Source organism: Micromonospora arida (assembly GCF_003857035.1).
In the GTDB taxonomy this organism is placed as follows: domain Bacteria; phylum Actinomycetota; class Actinomycetes; order Mycobacteriales; family Micromonosporaceae; genus Micromonospora; species Micromonospora arida.
Window position 1 is genome coordinate 1 of the sequence record NZ_QGSY01000316.1, and the last position, 16,165, is coordinate 16,165.

11 protein-coding genes and 1 pseudogene are annotated in these 16,165 nt (G+C 71.2%); 6 read left to right on the forward strand and 6 right to left on the reverse strand.

Annotated elements, in window-relative coordinates; genetic code table 11:
• Positions 1-606: pseudogene (locus DLJ58_RS31385) on the reverse strand (hypothetical protein); the annotation flags it as partial.
• A 148-nt stretch (positions 607-754) separates the two neighbouring features.
• On the opposite strand from DLJ58_RS31385, the gene DLJ58_RS31390 reads away from it, so the two are divergent.
• Genes DLJ58_RS31390 through hutH form a run of 6 tightly spaced genes read left to right on the forward strand, consistent with a single transcriptional unit; the run spans position 755 to position 8,594 of the window.
• Entirely contained in the window at positions 755-1,606 is an 852-nt protein-coding gene (locus tag DLJ58_RS31390) for a MurR/RpiR family transcriptional regulator (protein WP_124862115.1), read from the forward strand.
• Positions 1,607-1,623: 17 nt separating this feature from the next.
• Positions 1,624-3,312, forward strand: coding sequence for a urocanate hydratase (hutU, locus tag DLJ58_RS31395; RefSeq protein ID WP_124862118.1), 1,689 nt, complete (start codon positions 1,624-1,626; stop codon positions 3,310-3,312).
• Positions 3,309-4,511, forward strand: a complete 1,203-nt coding sequence (locus DLJ58_RS31400; RefSeq protein WP_124862121.1) for an allantoate amidohydrolase — start codon at positions 3,309-3,311, stop codon at positions 4,509-4,511. Before hutU ends, DLJ58_RS31400 begins: the two co-directional genes overlap by 4 nt.
• Positions 4,502-5,869 (forward strand): formimidoylglutamate deiminase, encoded by a 1,368-nt coding sequence (locus DLJ58_RS31405; RefSeq protein ID WP_124862124.1) that lies wholly within the window; start codon positions 4,502-4,504, stop codon positions 5,867-5,869. The genes DLJ58_RS31400 and DLJ58_RS31405 overlap by 10 nt, the downstream gene beginning before the upstream one ends.
• Entirely contained in the window at positions 5,866-7,059 is a 1,194-nt protein-coding gene (hutI, locus tag DLJ58_RS31410; protein WP_124862127.1) for an imidazolonepropionase, read from the forward strand. The genes DLJ58_RS31405 and hutI overlap by 4 nt, the downstream gene beginning before the upstream one ends.
• Complete coding sequence (gene hutH, locus DLJ58_RS31415) at positions 7,056-8,594, forward strand: histidine ammonia-lyase (RefSeq protein ID WP_124862130.1); 1,539 nt, start codon at positions 7,056-7,058, stop codon at positions 8,592-8,594. Before hutI ends, hutH begins: the two co-directional genes overlap by 4 nt.
• Before the next feature lie 57 nt (positions 8,595-8,651).
• Here hutH and DLJ58_RS31420 read toward each other — a convergent pair whose 3' ends face one another.
• The 5 genes from DLJ58_RS31420 to DLJ58_RS31440 all read right to left on the reverse strand — a co-directional run bounded on the left by DLJ58_RS31420 (position 8,652) and on the right by DLJ58_RS31440 (position 16,114).
• Entirely contained in the window at positions 8,652-10,016 is a 1,365-nt protein-coding gene (locus tag DLJ58_RS31420) for a lipopolysaccharide biosynthesis protein (protein ID WP_124862133.1), read from the reverse strand.
• 10 nt (positions 10,017-10,026) lie between these two features.
• A complete protein-coding gene (locus tag DLJ58_RS31425; RefSeq protein WP_124862136.1) occupies positions 10,027-10,983 on the reverse strand; it encodes a glycosyltransferase in 957 nt (318 codons plus the stop codon).
• Positions 10,980-12,398, reverse strand: a complete 1,419-nt coding sequence (locus tag DLJ58_RS31430; RefSeq protein ID WP_124862139.1) for an O-antigen ligase family protein — start codon at positions 12,396-12,398, stop codon at positions 10,980-10,982. Before DLJ58_RS31430 ends, DLJ58_RS31425 begins: the two co-directional genes overlap by 4 nt.
• Before the next feature lie 217 nt (positions 12,399-12,615).
• Entirely contained in the window at positions 12,616-14,676 is a 2,061-nt protein-coding gene (locus tag DLJ58_RS31435; protein ID WP_124862142.1) for an acyltransferase family protein, read from the reverse strand.
• 169 nt (positions 14,677-14,845) lie between these two features.
• A complete protein-coding gene (locus tag DLJ58_RS31440) occupies positions 14,846-16,114 on the reverse strand; it encodes an alginate lyase family protein (protein ID WP_124862145.1) in 1,269 nt (422 codons plus the stop codon).
• Between the last annotated feature and the right edge of the window lie 51 nt (positions 16,115-16,165).

Here is a 16,165-nt window from a genome sequence, read left to right on the forward strand (position 1 = left end):
ATCCATCGGAGCGCCGGACACGGGTGCCGGTGACGGGGGTGCGTCGTCGCCGGGCGGCGGGGCCGGGGCGGGCGGCGGGGCCGGCGGCACGCTGGGCAGCGCACCGGAATGCAGCGCCCATGGCGCGATCGGCGCTCCGGAGGTTGGCTGCGGGACACCGGAGACGGGCTGTGGCGGTGCGGAGACCGGATGCGGCGGGCCGGACACCGACTGTGGAGGCCCGGACGGCTGCCGCGGCACTCCGCTGACCGGCTCCGGGGAATCGTCCTGCTTGGTCGCGCCCGCCTGCGCGGTCGGCACCGGGTGATATTCCTGCCCCAACGCGCGGAACAACTTCTCGGCCCCCGGGCCCGACTCGGCCGGGTAGGCCGCCCACGGCTCGTCGGCGAAGAAGTCGGCGTACGCGAAGGCCTCGCCGCCCGGCCGTTGCGACATGGCGTTGGCAGTTCCGGTGAAGGCTTCCCGCCAGCCCGGTGTGTTCGCCGCGGCGGCGTCCAGAACGGCGACGGTCACGAACCGGCCCTGCTCGTCGATGGCGGCCCAGGCTTTGCCCACGGGGCAGGTGCCCAACATATGGGTGAACCGGTACGGGCCAACCGACTGCATGCGCACTCCTCTGCTCGACCGCCGTGCGGATCCTACAGAGGGGGCGCTCGCCTGGTCGCCCGACGGTCGGCCAACCGACCACTCAGCGAACGGTGTAACCCGATGCGGACGCTTGCCTCGTGAAAGTTTTCATGCATAGAGTCACCCTGTGAATGAAGGAGCTGTCGGGGTGCCGGCCGAGCAGGTGCTCGACCTGTTCCAGGGGGTGCGGCTCACCCCCACCCAGCGGCGGATCGCGCACTGTCTGGTGCAGCATTCCCCCACCGTGGCGTACCTGTCCGCCACCGAGGTCGCCGAGCTGGCCGGGGTCAGCCAGCCGTCGGTGACCCGGTTCGCCGTCGCGCTCGGCCACGACGGCTACCCGGCGCTGCGCCGCCGGCTGCGCGACCTGACCAGCGCGACGTCGGCCGGATCGACGGACGCCGGCAACGAGCTCCAGCAGGCGGTACGCGCCGAGATGGACAACCTGGACCGACTGACCGGTCAGCTCGCCGACCGGGACCGGATCGCCGAGACCGGGCGGCTGCTCGCCGAGAGCCGCCCACTGCCGGTGCTCGGTCTACGCGCCGCCGCGCCGCTGGCCGCGTACTTCGCCTACTTCGCGGCGAAGGTGCACCCGGACGTACGGGTCCTCGACGACGGCGGCAGCCTGCTCACCGACCGCCTGGAGCAGGCCGCCGAGGCCGGGGCGTCCGCGGTTCTGGCCTTCGTGCTGCCCCGCTACCCCCGGGAGACCCTGGACGCGTTGCGCGACGCCCGCGCCGCCGGGTTGACCGTGGTGGCGATCACCGACTCACCGGTGAGCCCAGCCACCGAGCACGCCGACGTGGTGCTCGCCGCCGCGGTCGGCGCGCAACTCGTCTTCGACCTGCACACCGCCCCGATGACCCTGGCCATGGTGCTGTTGCAGGCGATCTGCGACGCCGCGCCGGCCGACACCCAACGCCGACTGGAGGCGTTCGAAGCCTCCGCGGCCCGCCGACAGTTGTTCCTCGGTTGACCGGAGGAGATTCAGAGATGACCCAGCCCATTCGTGCCGCACGGGGCAGCCAGCTCACCACCCGCGGGTGGCAGCAGGAGGCCGCCCTGCGGATGTTGATGAACAACCTCGACCCCGAGGTGGCCGAACGCCCCGACGACCTGGTGGTCTACGGCGGCACCGGTAAGGCGGCGCGGGACTGGCCGTCGTACCACGCGTTGGTCCGCACGCTCACCGACCTGCGCGAGGACGAGACCATGCTCGTGCAGTCGGGCCGCCCGGTCGGCGTGATGCGCACCCACGAGTGGGCGCCCCGGGTGCTGCTGGCCAACTCGAACCTGGTCGGCGACTGGGCGACCTGGCCGGAGTTCCGCCGCCTCGAACAGCTCGGCCTGACCATGTACGGGCAGATGACGGCCGGTTCGTGGATCTACATCGGCACCCAGGGCATCCTCCAGGGCACCTACGAGACGTTCGCGGCGGTGGCCGCCAAGATTGCCGACGCCCGTGGCGGCGGGCAGGGGCAGAGCGACAGCACCCTCGCCGGCACGCTGACGCTGACCGCCGGCTGCGGCGGAATGGGCGGCGCGCAGCCACTCGCGGTCACCATGAACGGCGGCGTCTGCCTGATCGTGGACGTGGACCGCACCCGGCTCGACCGTCGGGTGCACGACCGCTACCTGGATGAGGTCGCCGACTCCCTGGACGACGCGATCGCTCGGGTCCGCGCCGCGAAGCGGGAGCGCCGGGCCCTGAGCGTGGGCGTGGTCGGCAACGCCGCCGAGGTCTTCCCCGACCTGCTGAACCGGGGCGTCGAGATCGACATCGTGACCGACCAGACCAGCGCTCACGACCCACTGGCGTACCTGCCGGTGGGGGTGGAGCTGGCCGAGGCCCGGGACTACGCCGCCGCGAAGCCGGCCGAGTTCACCGACCGGGCCCGCGCGTCGATGGCGAAGCACGTCGAGGCGATGGTCGGCTTCCTCGACGCCGGCGCCGAGGTGTTCGACTACGGAAACTCGATCCGGGGTGAGGCGCAGCTCGGCGGCTACCAGCGCGCCTTCGACTTCCCGGGCTTCGTGCCCGCGTACATCAGGCCGTTGTTCTGTGAGGGTAGGGGCCCGTTCCGGTGGGCGGCGCTCTCCGGCGACCCGGCCGACATCGCGGCCACCGACCGGGCCATCCTCGACCTGTTCCCGGAGAACGAGTCGCTGGCCCGTTGGATCAAGCTGGCCGGTGAGCGGGTCGCCTTCCAGGGCCTGCCGGCCCGGATCTGCTGGCTCGGTCAGGGCGAACGGGACCGGGCGGGTGTGCGGTTCAACGACATGGTCGCCTCCGGCGAACTCTCCGCCCCGGTGGTGATCGGCCGGGACCACCTGGACACCGGCAGCGTCGCGAGCCCGTACCGGGAGACCGAGGGGATGGCCGACGGCTCCGACGCGATCGCCGACTGGCCGCTGCTCAACGCCCTGGTCAACACGGCCAGCGGGGCTTCCTGGGTGTCCATTCACCACGGCGGCGGGGTGGGCATCGGCCGGTCGATCCACGCCGGGCAGGTGTGCGTCGCCGACGGCACCGCCCTCGCCGGTCAGAAGATCGAGCGGGTGCTCACCAACGACCCGGCGATGGGCGTCATCCGGCACGTCGACGCCGGCTACGAGAGCGCTCGCGAGGTCGCCGACCGCCACGGCGTCCGGGTACCCATGACGGAGGGGGGTCCCGCGTGAGCGACGACCTTTCCGCCCGCTTCCGGGCGCTGTGGGACGAGATCGCGCCGGTCGGGCGGGACGCCGACAGCGGCGGCTACCTGCGGTACGCGTTGACCGAGCCGGAGCGGGAGCTGCGCTCCTGGTTCCGTGCACAGGCCGAGCGCCGTGCCATGCCGGTCACCGAGGACGGCAACGGCAACCTCTTCGCCCACTGGGGTGACCCGGAGGCGTCCGACGCGGTGCTCACCGGAAGCCACTTCGACTCGGTGCCGCACGGCGGGGCGTACGACGGGCCGCTCGGCATCGTGAGCGCGTTCCTCGCCGTTGACGAACTGCGCGCCGCGGGCGTCACCCCTGGCCGCCCGCTGGTGCTTGGTGCCTTCGTCGAGGAGGAGGGAGCGCGCTTCGGCGTACCGTGCCTGGGGTCGCGGCTGCTCACCGGGGCGCTGTCGGCCGAACGCGCGGCCGGCCTGCGCGACGCGGCCGGTGTGAGCTTCGCCGAGGCGCTTGGTGACCGGCCGGCGGGCTCCCGCCCGGAGTTGCTGGGCCGGTTCGGCGCCTTCGTGGAATTGCACGTCGAACAGGGCCGCGCGCTCGTCGACACGGACGCGCCGGTCGCGGTGGCCAGCGCGATCTGGCCACACGGCCGGTGGCGCTTCGACGTCGTCGGCGAGGGCAACCACGCGGGCACCACCCGGATGGCCGACCGCCGCGACCCGATGCTGACCTACGCGTTCACGGTGCTGGCGGCCAACAAGGAGGCCCGGCTGCGCGGCGCGCACGCCACAGTGGGCCGGGTCGCCGTCGAACCCAACGCCACCAACGCGATCCCGTCGAAGGTGACCGGCTGGCTGGACGCCCGTGCGGCCGACCCGGAGACGCTGACCGGGCTTGTCGACGCGGTGCGCGGCAAGCTCGCCGAGCGGGCCCGCCGCGACGGTACGACGGTGACCGTCACCGAGGAGTCGGCCACCCCGGTGGTCGCCTTCGACGGCGGACTGGCCAAACGGCTGGCCACGCTGCTCGACGCGCCGGTGCTGCCCACCGGCGCGGGGCACGACGCCGGGGTGCTCGCCGCGTACCTGCCCACCGCGATGCTCTTCGTGCGCAACCCGACCGGCGTCTCGCACTCCCCCGCCGAGGCCGCCACCGACGACGACTGCGCCGCCGGGGTGCGCGCGCTGGCCCGGGTGCTGGAGGAGCTGACATGCCGGTGACACCGACCCGCTGGCTCGCCGAGTACGCCTGGCTGCCCGAGCACGCCGAGCCCACCCCCGACGTGCTGATCGAGGTCGACGACGGCCGGATCACCGCGGTGACGCCGCTGACCCCAGGCAGCAGGCCACCGGCCGGGGTCGAGGTGTACGCCGACGCGGTGCCGTTGCCCGGCCTCACTCTGCCCGGCCTCGCGAACGCGCACTCGCACGCCTTCCACCGGGCGCTGCGCGGGCGTACCCACGGTGGGCGGGGTGACTTCTGGACCTGGCGGGACCGGATGTACGCCGTCGCGGACCGGCTGGACCCGGAGACCTACCTCGCTCTGGCCCGGGCCGTCTACGCCGAGATGGCGCTGACCGGCATCACCTGCGTGGGCGAGTTCCACTACCTGCACCACCGACCGGACGGCGGCGCCTACGACGACCCGAACGCGATGGGTGCGGCGCTGGTGGAGGCCGCGGCACACGCCGGGATCCGGCTCACAGTGCTGGACACCTGCTACCTGACCTCCAGCGTGGACGGTCGACCCCTCGCCGGGCCGCAGCGCCGCTTCGGCGACGGCGACGCGGGCCGGTGGGCCGAGCGGGCCGCCGCGTTCCAGCCGACGGACCCGCACGCCCGGGTCGGCGCGGCCGTGCACTCGGTGCGGGCCGTCCCGGCCGAGCAGTTGCGCACTGTCGCCGACTGGGCCCGGGAGCGGCAGGCACCGCTGCACGTGCACCTCTCCGAGCAGCCCGCCGAGAACGACGAGTGCCGGGCCGTGCACGGGCGTACGCCCACCGCGCTGCTCGCCGAGCACGGCGTGCTCGGGCCGCACACCACAGCCGTCCACGCCACTCACCCCACCAGCGCGGACCTGTCCCTGCTCGCCGACAGCCGGACCGGGGTGTGCCTCTGCCCGACCACCGAGCGGGACCTCGCCGACGGCATCGGCCCGGCCCGGCGGATGGCCGACGCGGGCATCCGGTTGAGCCTCGGCAGCGACAGCCACGCCGTGATCGACCTGTTCGAGGAGGCCCGGGCGGTCGAGCTGGACGAGCGGCTGCGCACCCGCCGACGTGGTCACTTCGCGCCGCTCGACCTGCTGAACGCGGCCAGCGTCGCCGGGCACGCCGCGCTGGGCTGGGCCGACGCCGGGAGGATCGCGGTGGGCGCCCGCGCCGACCTGGTGACGGTACGCCTGGACAGCGCCCGCACCGCCGGGGTGCCGCCGGCGGGCGCGTTCTTCGCGGCCGGCGGGGCGGACGTCGAGCAGGTGGTGGTGGACGGCCGGGTGGTGGTGGCCGAGGGCCGACACCTGACAGTGGACGTGCCGGTCGAACTGTCGTCCGCGATCGAGGCGGTGACACCCGCATGAGCCCCAGCCTGCTGGTCGACAACATCGGGGAGCTGGTCACCAACGGTGCCGGCGAGGGCCCACTCGGCATCCGCCGCAACGCCGCCGTGCTGGTCGAGGAGGGCCGGGTGGTCTGGGTCGGGCCGTCCGCGTACGCGCCGGCCGCCGACCATCACGTCGACGCCGGTGGGGCCGCTGTGCTGCCCGGCTTCGTGGACAGCCACGCGCACCTGGTCTTCGCCGGGGACCGGGCCGCCGAGTTCGCCGCCCGGATGGCCGGGCAGCCCTACACCGGCGGCGGCATCCGGACCACTGTCGGTGCCACCCGGGCCGCCACCGACGACGAGCTGCGGGCCACCGTACGCCGGCTGCGCGGGGAGGCGCTGCGCCAGGGCACCACGACCATGGAGATCAAGAGTGGGTACGGGCTGACCGTCGCCGACGAGGCCCGCTCGCTCCGGATCGCCGCCGAGACCAGCACCGAGACCACCTTCCTGGGCGCGCACGTCGTGCCCGCCGAGTACGCCGACCGCCCCGACGACTACGTGGGTTTGGTCTGCGGGCCGATGCTGGCCGCCGCCGTCCCGTACGCGAAGTGGATCGACGTGTTCTGCGAGCAGGGCGCCTTCGACGTCGACCACGCCCGCGCCATCCTGGCCTGCGGTCAGGCCGCCGGGCTGGGCGTACGGCTGCACGCCAACCAGCTCGGCCCCGGCCCGGGGGTGCAGTTGGGCGTGGAGCTGGGCGCGGCGAGCGTCGACCACTGCACACACCTGAGCGACGCCGACGTGGACGCCCTGGCCTCGACCAGGATGGACTCGACGTCGGGGTCGGGGACGACCACCGTGGCCACCCTGCTGCCCGGCGCCGAGTTCTCCACCCGCTCGCCGTACCCGGACGCCCGCCGGCTGCTCGACGCCGGTGTCACGGTGGCGCTGGCGACGGACTGCAACCCGGGCTCGTCGTACACCTCGTCGATGCCGTTCTGCGTGGCCCTCGCGGTCCGGGAGATGCGGATGACCCCGGCGGAGGCGGTCTGGGCCGCCACCGCCGGTGGGGCGCGGGCGCTGCGCCGCGACGACATCGGTGTCCTCACCCCCGGCGCGCGGGCCGACCTCGTCGTCCTGGACGCGCCGTCACACCTGCACCTGGCCTACCGGCCCGGTGTCCCCCTGATCCGCCAGGTAATACGCAACGGAGTACCGCAATGACGAACGTGACCATCCAGCCCACCGGGATCACCGCCGACGACGTGCTCGCGGTGGCCCGCGGCACCGCCACGGTCGTCCTCGCCCCGGCCACCATCGACGCGATGGCGACCAGCCGGGCCATCGTGGACGGCATCGAGTCGTCGGGCCGTCCCGTCTACGGGGTCTCCACCGGCTTCGGGGCGTTGGCCAACACCTTCATCGCCCCGGAGCGGCGGGCCGAGCTGCAACACGCGCTGATCCGCTCACACGCCGCCGGGGTGGGCGCTCCGATGCCGCGCGAGGTGGTCCGGGCCATGATGCTGCTGCGGGTCCGGTCCCTCGCCCTGGGCCGCTCCGGGGTCCGACCGCTGGTCGCCGAAGCCCTGGTTGATCTGCTCAACCACGACATCACCCCGTGGGTGCCGGAGCACGGCTCGCTGGGTGCCTCCGGTGACCTGGCGCCGCTGGCGCACTGCGCGCTGGTGCTGCTCGGCGAAGGCTGGGTGCTCGGCCCGAACGGTGAGCGGCAGGACGCGGCCGACGCGTTGACCAGCGCCGGGCTCAAGCCGATCGAGCTGGCCGCCAAGGAGGGGCTGGCGCTGATCAACGGCACCGACGGCATGCTCGGCATGCTGCTGCTGGCCATCCACGACGCGGCGCACCTGTTCGCCATGGCCGACGTGACGGCCGCGCTGGCCATCGAGGCGATGCTCGGCTCGGAGCGACCGTTCCTGCCCGAGCTGCACGCGATCCGGCCACACCCCGGTCAGGCGGCGTCGGCGGCGAACATCCACCGACTGTTGCAGAACTCCCGGGTGATGGACTCGCACCGCGACGACCTGGCGCACGCCGTGCAGGACGCGTACTCGATGCGCTGTGCGCCGCAGGTGGCCGGCGCGGCCCGCGACACCCTGGACTTCGTCCGCACGGTAGCCGGCCGGGAGCTGGTGTCCGTGGTGGACAACCCGGTGGTGCTGCCGGACGGGCGGGTCGAGTCGACGGGTAACTTCCACGGCGCCCCGCTCGGCTTCGCCGCGGACTTCCTCGCCATCGCCGCCGCCGAGGTGGGCGCGATCGCCGAGCGGCGGGTGGACCGGCTGCTCGACGTCACCCGGTCCCGGGAACTGCCGGCGTTCCTCTCCCCCGACGCCGGGGTCAACTCCGGGCTGATGATCGCCCAGTACACGGCGGCCGGGATCGTCGCCGAGAACCGTCGGCTGGCCGCCCCCGCCTCGGTGGACTCGCTGCCCACCAGCGGGATGCAGGAGGACCACGTCTCGATGGGCTGGGCGGCGGCCAAGAAGCTGCGCACGGTGCTGGACAACCTGACCAGCCTGCTCGCGGTGGAGCTGCTCGCCGGCGTACGCGGCCTCCAGCTACGCGCCCCGCTGGAGCCGTCCCCCGCCGGCCGGGCGGCCGTTGACGCGCTCGGCACGGCAGCCGGCGAGCCCGGGCCGGACGTGTTCCTCGCCCCGGTGATGGAGGCGGCCCGTGCCGTCGTGGCCGGGCCTGAGTTGCGCACCGCCATCGAACGGGAGGTCGGCCCGCTGGGCTGACCATCGGCGGCCCCGGCGCACGGCGTCGGGGCCGCGGAACGGCCCGTCGACGCGGGTCTAGCTCTTGAGGACCATCTGTCGGATCTCCGCCCAGGAGGGCAGGTCCGCGCCCGCGACGACGTCACGCTTCGCTCGGGTCCAGAACAGGACGAGGATGATCGCCTCGGACAGCACCGTCGCCCAGGCGGCGCCAGCCACACCGAACAGTGGGATCGCGGTGGCCAGCGCGGCCAGGTAGGCGAGCGCGCCCAACCCCTGGTACAGCACCTTTTGTCGCACCAGGCCACCGCTCATCAGCAACGACTCGACACTTGCCGAACCGAAGCGCAGCGGGATCGCCAGCGCGAGGATGGCCATCACCGGTACGGACGTCCGGTACTCCGCGCCGAAGATCAGCGGGATGGCGTAACGGCCGGCGAGCGCGACGAAGGCGCCGAGGAACAGGCCGAGACCGATCATCCCGACCGTGCCGGCGCGGTACGCGATGAGGACAGCGCTGCGGTTGGAGCGGGACCAGCGGTGCAGCTTCGCCAGGAAGTACTGCTGGTAGACGATGCGCGGCAGAAGGTAGATCGCGGTCAGTAGCGTCATGGGAACGGCGAGCACCGCTGCGGACTCCGCGCTCAGGAACTCCGCCGAGACGACAACGCCCAGCTGCATGCCGAGCTGGTAGAACAGGCTACCCAGCAGGAACAGCCACGTCGCGGCGACGAGATGGCGTGCCCGGGGTGGCCGCGTCGACCGGCGGAGCACTGGCGAATGCCCCTCCAGCGTCGCTCGCCCGTACCAGAACGGCGCGAGGACCAGGACACTCATGGCAACCGTGACAGCCGCCACGAGCGCGTACCCCAGCACCACCATGATCGCCGACAACCCGAAGGCCAGAGTCAGGACGGCCACCAGGAGCCGACCCACCTGCGGTGCCAGCTGCAGCGCTGCGAGCCGCCCGTAGGCACCCTGCAGTTGGAGAGCGGACCCGGACAGCGCCATGGCGACGAGCGACAGGATGATCGGGGCGAGACCGATCCGCAGGTTGCCGTTGTGGGGGTCGTGCCGGTCGAGCAAGCCCCAGCAGACGAGCGCGGCGACCAGCACACCGGACGTGACGACGACCAACGCGATGGACGGGCGTACCCACCGGAACGCCCGTTGCCCCTCGCGTCCGAACCGTTGCAACCAGAACTCGGCGACCCCGAAGATGGCCAGGGGCCCGGCCAGCGTCACCAGGGAAATGACCGCCATGAAGGCACCGAAGTCGGCCTTGGGCAGGCTGCGGGCGAGCAGCACCTGGGTGAGGAACGCGAGCACGGTGACGCCGGCCTGGCTGACCCCGAGCAGTCCCAGTTGCCGGAGGCGGCGTGCCATACCGCTCCCGGACCGGCCGGCGGTCGCCGTACCGGTCTGCACCTGGACTCCGGTCATCGTCCGACCGTCACGCTGTCGCTCGGGCCGGCACGTGCGATCGCAACGTCGCCAGTTCGGCTTCCGTCCGCCGCATCCACGCCTCGCGGGCCGCCGCGACCCGCCCGGCCGCGGCCGGGTCCTCGGCGATGGCCTGCCGGACGCCCTCGATCAGGGCGTCGCTCTGGTTGGCGACGAGCGTGGCGAAGCTTCCGAACAGGGCTTCGGTCGTCTGGGTACGGGACAGGACCAGTGGTCGACCCGCGCTCAGCGCCTCACAGGCGCCACTGGGCTGAGTGGCGTCCCGGTCGGTCAGTACGACGACCGCGCGTGCGGCGGCGACGGCCGCCTCGTAGTCGGGGAGGTCGAGGAAGCCCAGGGTGGTGAGGTTGGGTAGGCGCTCCGCGCGCTCACGCAGCGGCGATGGCAACCGGTGCAGTGGTGCGGTGGTCGCGAAGGGGACGTCGGGCATGGCCTCGATCGCGTCGATGAGGACGTCCATCGGCTCGTCCGGGGCGACGGTGGCCACGACGAACACCCAGCCCCGTGGCGGTGCCGGTGGGATCTCCCGAAGTGGGTCGTGCACGACGAGCGTGCGCAGGCCTGGAAACTCCGCGCGGGCGATGGCGTCGGCCTCCGCGGTATGGGTCAGGACCAGTTGCGCGCCACGCAGGATCGAGGCGGTGCTGGGCACCCGGCGCCACCACGACTGGAACTGCCCGTTGTGCGCGTCGACGATGTACGGAACCCGGCCGAGGTAGGGCGCCAGCGCGGACAGGTGCGGCTGCGCCTGCGCGACCACGAACGATGGCCGACGCGAGCGGATCAGCTTGAGGTCGTTCCTCGTGTGGGCGACGTAGTCGAAGGGCCGCAGGGCCTTCGGCGTCGCCTTGGACGGCCGCCAGGCCACCTCCGCGCCCAACGCCTCCGCAAGCACGTCGGAACGACGCTGGTACCGCTTCCACGAAATGAATAGGGGGGAACTCATCTGGGATCACCACTAGCATCGTCAGGCACGCTTACCGGCGCGCTCTTAGCGGGGAAGAACCTGACCAGAAGCAGGAGCGAAAGGAAGAACAACCACATGAAGTACGAGTATGAGGTTGGCTTCTGCGTCAGGGCGGAGATGATGGTCAGAACGTAGAGGACCGTGAGCATCCATCGAGACTCGACCGCGACGGCCCGTTTCGTGACGCGCCAGAGGTTGATGAAGATAATCGACATCAGGGCGAGCCCGAGCAATCCCCACACCACGAATATCCGCAGCGGGTCGGCGTGGGTGTTCCATGGTTCATAGCCGAGTCCGATGAGCCAGACGTCCCACGGCGCGTCCTGCCACACATCTACCACGCGGAACCAGATCTGCCCGCGACCGTGCAGGAACTCATCGTTTGTGGGATTGAGCGAACCGACCTGGGTGAGCAGGAACAGCGCACGATCCCAGAGATAGGCCCCCCAGCGGATCGCCGCCAGGACCATCAGGACGACGAGGATGGCGGCTCCCCAGACGGCCGTGCGGAACGGCAGGTCGGAGATCTGCCGGAGGAGTTCGGGGAGGCGGCGCAACTCGAACGCGACGATCACCAACGCCACACAGAGAATGGTTATCCGGTGCGTGCTGACGACCGCGGTCGCGGCCAGGAGTGCGACGATGCCGTACCGGGCCAGCGAACTGAGCCGTAGCCGGTTACCAGCGGCGTAGAGGATGAACACCGCGAAGATCAGGAGCCGGCCGAGCGAGGCGGGATGGAAGTAGCCTCCCGAAGCTCGCCCGACCCGGCCGCTCATGAGGTTGAAGAAGTAGGTGTACGGAACGACGCCGACGACCTGCAGCCAGGCGATCACCGAGTGCGCGACGGCACCGAGAATCACGGCCAGGAGCACCCACCGCAGGCGTTCGAGGGTGAACCAGTCCGGCTTGAAGAACATGACCGCCAACAACGCGATCGGCGCAAAGCCGACCGCGAGTTGGGCGCCCTGCGTGATGACCCCGCTCTTGGGCGCGACGTGTGGCCCGAAGATCTCGCGTACGTCGGCCGTGGCGAAGATCTGGACGAAGTCTTCCCGCGCGGGTATCGCCAGGAGGCCGATGATGGAGAACAGGCCGATGATCAGCACTGCGATGAGGGATGGCGCCAGCGTGGTCGGAAATCTTTTCGCCGCGATTATCAGGGCGACAAAAGAACCAACCATAAAAATGGCGCCAATGACCGTGACGATCATTCCGGCGTCCACGGTGTCCGCCGCGACCTTCTCGCCGAAGATATCGAAGAATGACTTCACGCCGACAACCGCCATGGCCAGTGCTGCCATGATTCTGGCGGCGGCCCACGGATAACGCCCGAGTCGACGGTCACTGCCCTCGGTCGGGGCAGTGGCCGCCTTTCGAGGCATTATGTCCATTTCACGATCCTCTCAGCGCTATCCCTCGGGGCACTATACGCGAGCGTCATAACCGATAGAGGCCGCCTCGGTCGGCGGCGAACCCGCCCGTTGATCGTCCCGACAGCAGGCGGATTTCCCCTCTTTCGCCCACCCTGGGCGGGCAGTCGCGCGACCGTGGCCGATCGTTCCGGACCCTTGGGACGCATCGCGCGGTGCGCGGGTCGCAGGCTGGCCGTCAGGGTGCGAGACGTGCCGCGACACGCTCGACGAGTTGGGGCCCCAGGGTGCGCGCGTAGGTCGCCGTCATGTGATGCGCGTCGCGGTAGACGATGACGTTACCGATCACCAACGGACACTGGGTCGCGGTGCAGAACAGATCGGTCAGGTCCACCATCTGCACCTTGCCGTCGCTCCGCTTCGCGGCCTCCTCAAGGGCGTCCCGGGTGCCGAGCGCGGTCTGCCGGTCGACCGCACACCGCGTCGGATCCCCGCCGTTTGCCGCGTCGTCCACCAGGCAGCCGAGGTCCGTCGCGCCGAGCCCCGGGTTGTCCGCCACCACGACGATCCTGGTTCCCCGCTCCAGCACCGGGCGCCACGCCTCGACGTACCTGCGGATCTGGCCGGCCGCCGCCTGAGGGTTGGCGCTCGCATTGCGCTTGCCGGTCACGATGACGAGGTCGTACTTCGGGCCGTCGCCGAGCCGCTGCATCATCGCGTTCCGTCGCGCGTAGCACGGGTCGGACTGGTCTACGGCATCCACCTTCGCCCAGATGCAGCCGCGGCCGACGTAGGTGTCGACCGCCCAGTTCCGCGAGTCGAGCTGCCCCTCGATGGCGGGGATGAGCATGGCGGCGTGCGAGTCGCCCACGAGCGCGACGCGCGTCGCGTCGGCCCGTTGCGAACCGACACGACACGACGTGAGTGTCGCGCCCGGCTCCTGGTCATAGCAGTCGTACGCGGAACCCGTGTCCTTGGTGAGCATCGACATCTCGGGGAACAACTCCTGGCCGAGGGCGCCGGGCTCGCAACGCTGCGCCTCGACCATCGCGCCCGCACCGAGACACGGCGTCCCTGCGGCCATCAACTGCTCAAGGCGTGAGTTGTTCGCCTTGCCGCTCTGTTCGACCAGTCGGTTGCCGGCGACGACGACGGAGAGCACCAGCACCATCGACATCGCGGCAGCCGCGTACTGCGGCCACAGCCGCCGCCCACCGCTGAACAAGCCGAACCGCACCGGGTCCTCGACGAGGCGCTTGGTCAACGCGGCCAACACCACCACACCGGCGATGACGACGAGCTTCACCGGCCAGGTCATCTTGTCGCCGGTCGCCAGCTCGAAGATCACGATTGGCGGCCAGTGCCAGAGGTAGATGGAGTACGACCAGTCGCCGAGCTTCTGGACCACCGTCGAGGCCATCGGCCGCAGCGGAGACCAGCGTGGGCTGGGAGCGCCGGCCCAGATGGCGGCGAGCGCACCGACGACGGGAAGCGCCGCCGCGTAGCCCGGGAACGGTGTCCCGGAATGAAGGAGGAAAGCGGCGACACCGATCAGGAGCAAGCCCAACCAGGAGACCGCCGCCCGAGTGCGGTCACTCGCCGACCGTCCGAGCCCTGGCAACGTGGCGAGCATCGCGCCGGCCCCGAACTCCCAGGCCCGGGTGGGCGTCACGAAGTAGGCCGCGGCGCTGTTAGCGGACGTCTCGTAGACGGAGTACGCGAAGGAGGCAGCGACGATCAGCGCAAGCGTGACCCGGATCGCGCCGATCGGGTCCGTCCGCCGGATCCGGCGGGCGACCAGGACGGCGAGGACGATCAGGAGGGGCCAGACCAGGTAGAACTGCTCCTCCACGGACAGCGACCAGTAGTGCTGCACCGGCGACCTGACGTTCTCCGCGGCGAGGTAGTCCACGGCGTCGTGCGCCAGCTGCCAGTTCTCGACGTAGACCGTCGCCGCCGCGATCTCGCGGAGTATCTGTGACCAGTAGAGCTGCGGCACCCAGACGAAGACGGCCCCCGCGGTGGCGACGAGCACGAGCAGGGAGGCCGGCAGCAGACGCCGGATCCGGCGCGCCCAGAAGGTGCGGAGGCGGACCGACCCGGTCTTCTCCACCTCCCGCACGAGGTGGGCGGTGATGAGGAAGCCACTGATCGCGAAGAAGACGTCGACGCCGACGTATCCGCCCGGGATTCGGTTCGGCCAGAAATGGAACAGCAGCACCAGGAGCACCGCGAGCGCCCGCAATGCCTGGATCTCCGGTCGCACCACCCCAGGAGAGGTCTGCTTCGAATCCGTCACTGTGCCTCACCAGATCGGTAGGGGTAACACCATGGCGCGCAGCGGCCACACCGCCACAGAATGGTGGCGACGGCGAGGGTATACGTTTGTTGCCCCGTCCCGCTGACCGGGAGCCGGTTCCGCCACCCGCCGCGCGTCCCCTCGTTCTGCATACCGCGAGGTGGACGCGTCAGTTCGGATCTCCGGCGTGGGTCAACGTCTCCCAGGCGTAGAAGTAGGCGGGCGGGCCGGCGGGCCGGTCCGCCTCCACGACCCGTCTGGTGTTCGGCAGGTCGAGCTTCATCCTGGTGCCGTAGTGGTTGAAGGCCACCTCGGGTGACGGCGCCAACCCGGTCACGAGCTGACCGCCGCACAGCCAGGGCGGCACCGACCCGCCCGACTCGAGTCCGCTGTGGAACTCCAGTGCGCGGGTCAACCGCTCGCGTGCCTCCGCGTACAGGTCGCGGCCCTGGATCCACGCTGTCTCGGCAACGTGCGCCGCCGCCGCGAGGCCCCAACCGGTGTGCAGGAAGTCCCGGCAGGTCTCCTGCGCCAACCCGTCGACGAGCAGGGTCTGCCCGCCCCAGTAGTCGGTGAGCTGCGACTTCGTGAGGGCATCGCCGGGCGGCGCGTACGGCATGGCCCCGTCACCGCGCAGATAGACGTACGCCCGCAGGCGCATACGCCACTTCTCGATCGCCTTGAGAAAGGAAGCCCGGTCGTCGAGAAACACCGAGATGCCGACGGCCGCATCGAGCATGATCAGGCCCCAGTTCCCCGCCCTGATGCCATCGGTGCCACCGAGCACCACCGGTAGGTAGACCTTCCGGAGCATCCGTTCGGTCCGGGCCAACGAGGCGGGATCCCAGCCGGTGTAGGTGTGCTTGATCAGCTCTGCGGTCCGCGCGAACGTCGCCCCGGCCCACCCTGCCTGCAGCGGTGCGTTGGAGTTGGTGTGCTTCTTGACCACGCCGGACCACGCGTCCAGGATGTCGATTGCCTTCTCCGCGTACCTACGGTCACGGGTGAAGCACCACATCAGAGCATGCGTGTACGCGGCCACCGCGTCCTCGGCCTCCGCGGTGCAACCGGTGTCCGGCTGGGAGTAGTAGCCGCAGTTCACAGTGGACACCGGCCGAGGACGCCAGGAAAGCTCGGCGTACTGGCTGCGCTGCATGGCCAACCAGGCCGAGCGCCAGGGCTCCTCGCCCGCCCTCACCTTGCCGCTCACGAAGTTCAACTGCGCGCTGTTGACAAGCACACCCGGGTGGACGAACCCGCTGCGGGGATCGCGCGACTGGGTCAACGGTGGCGCCGGCGGAATGGGGTCGACGACCCGGGAGCCACGCGCCGCGCTCTCCGGTTTGTCGGCCGAGAAGGCCAGGAGAGCACCGCTGGCGGCCAGCAGGCCGACACCCATCAGTGCCGCCAGCACACCACGCCTACCGGCCCATGCCATCCCGTCTCCCCGACAACCTGCCAATCCGGATTCCCCGGACTCCCGAGATCA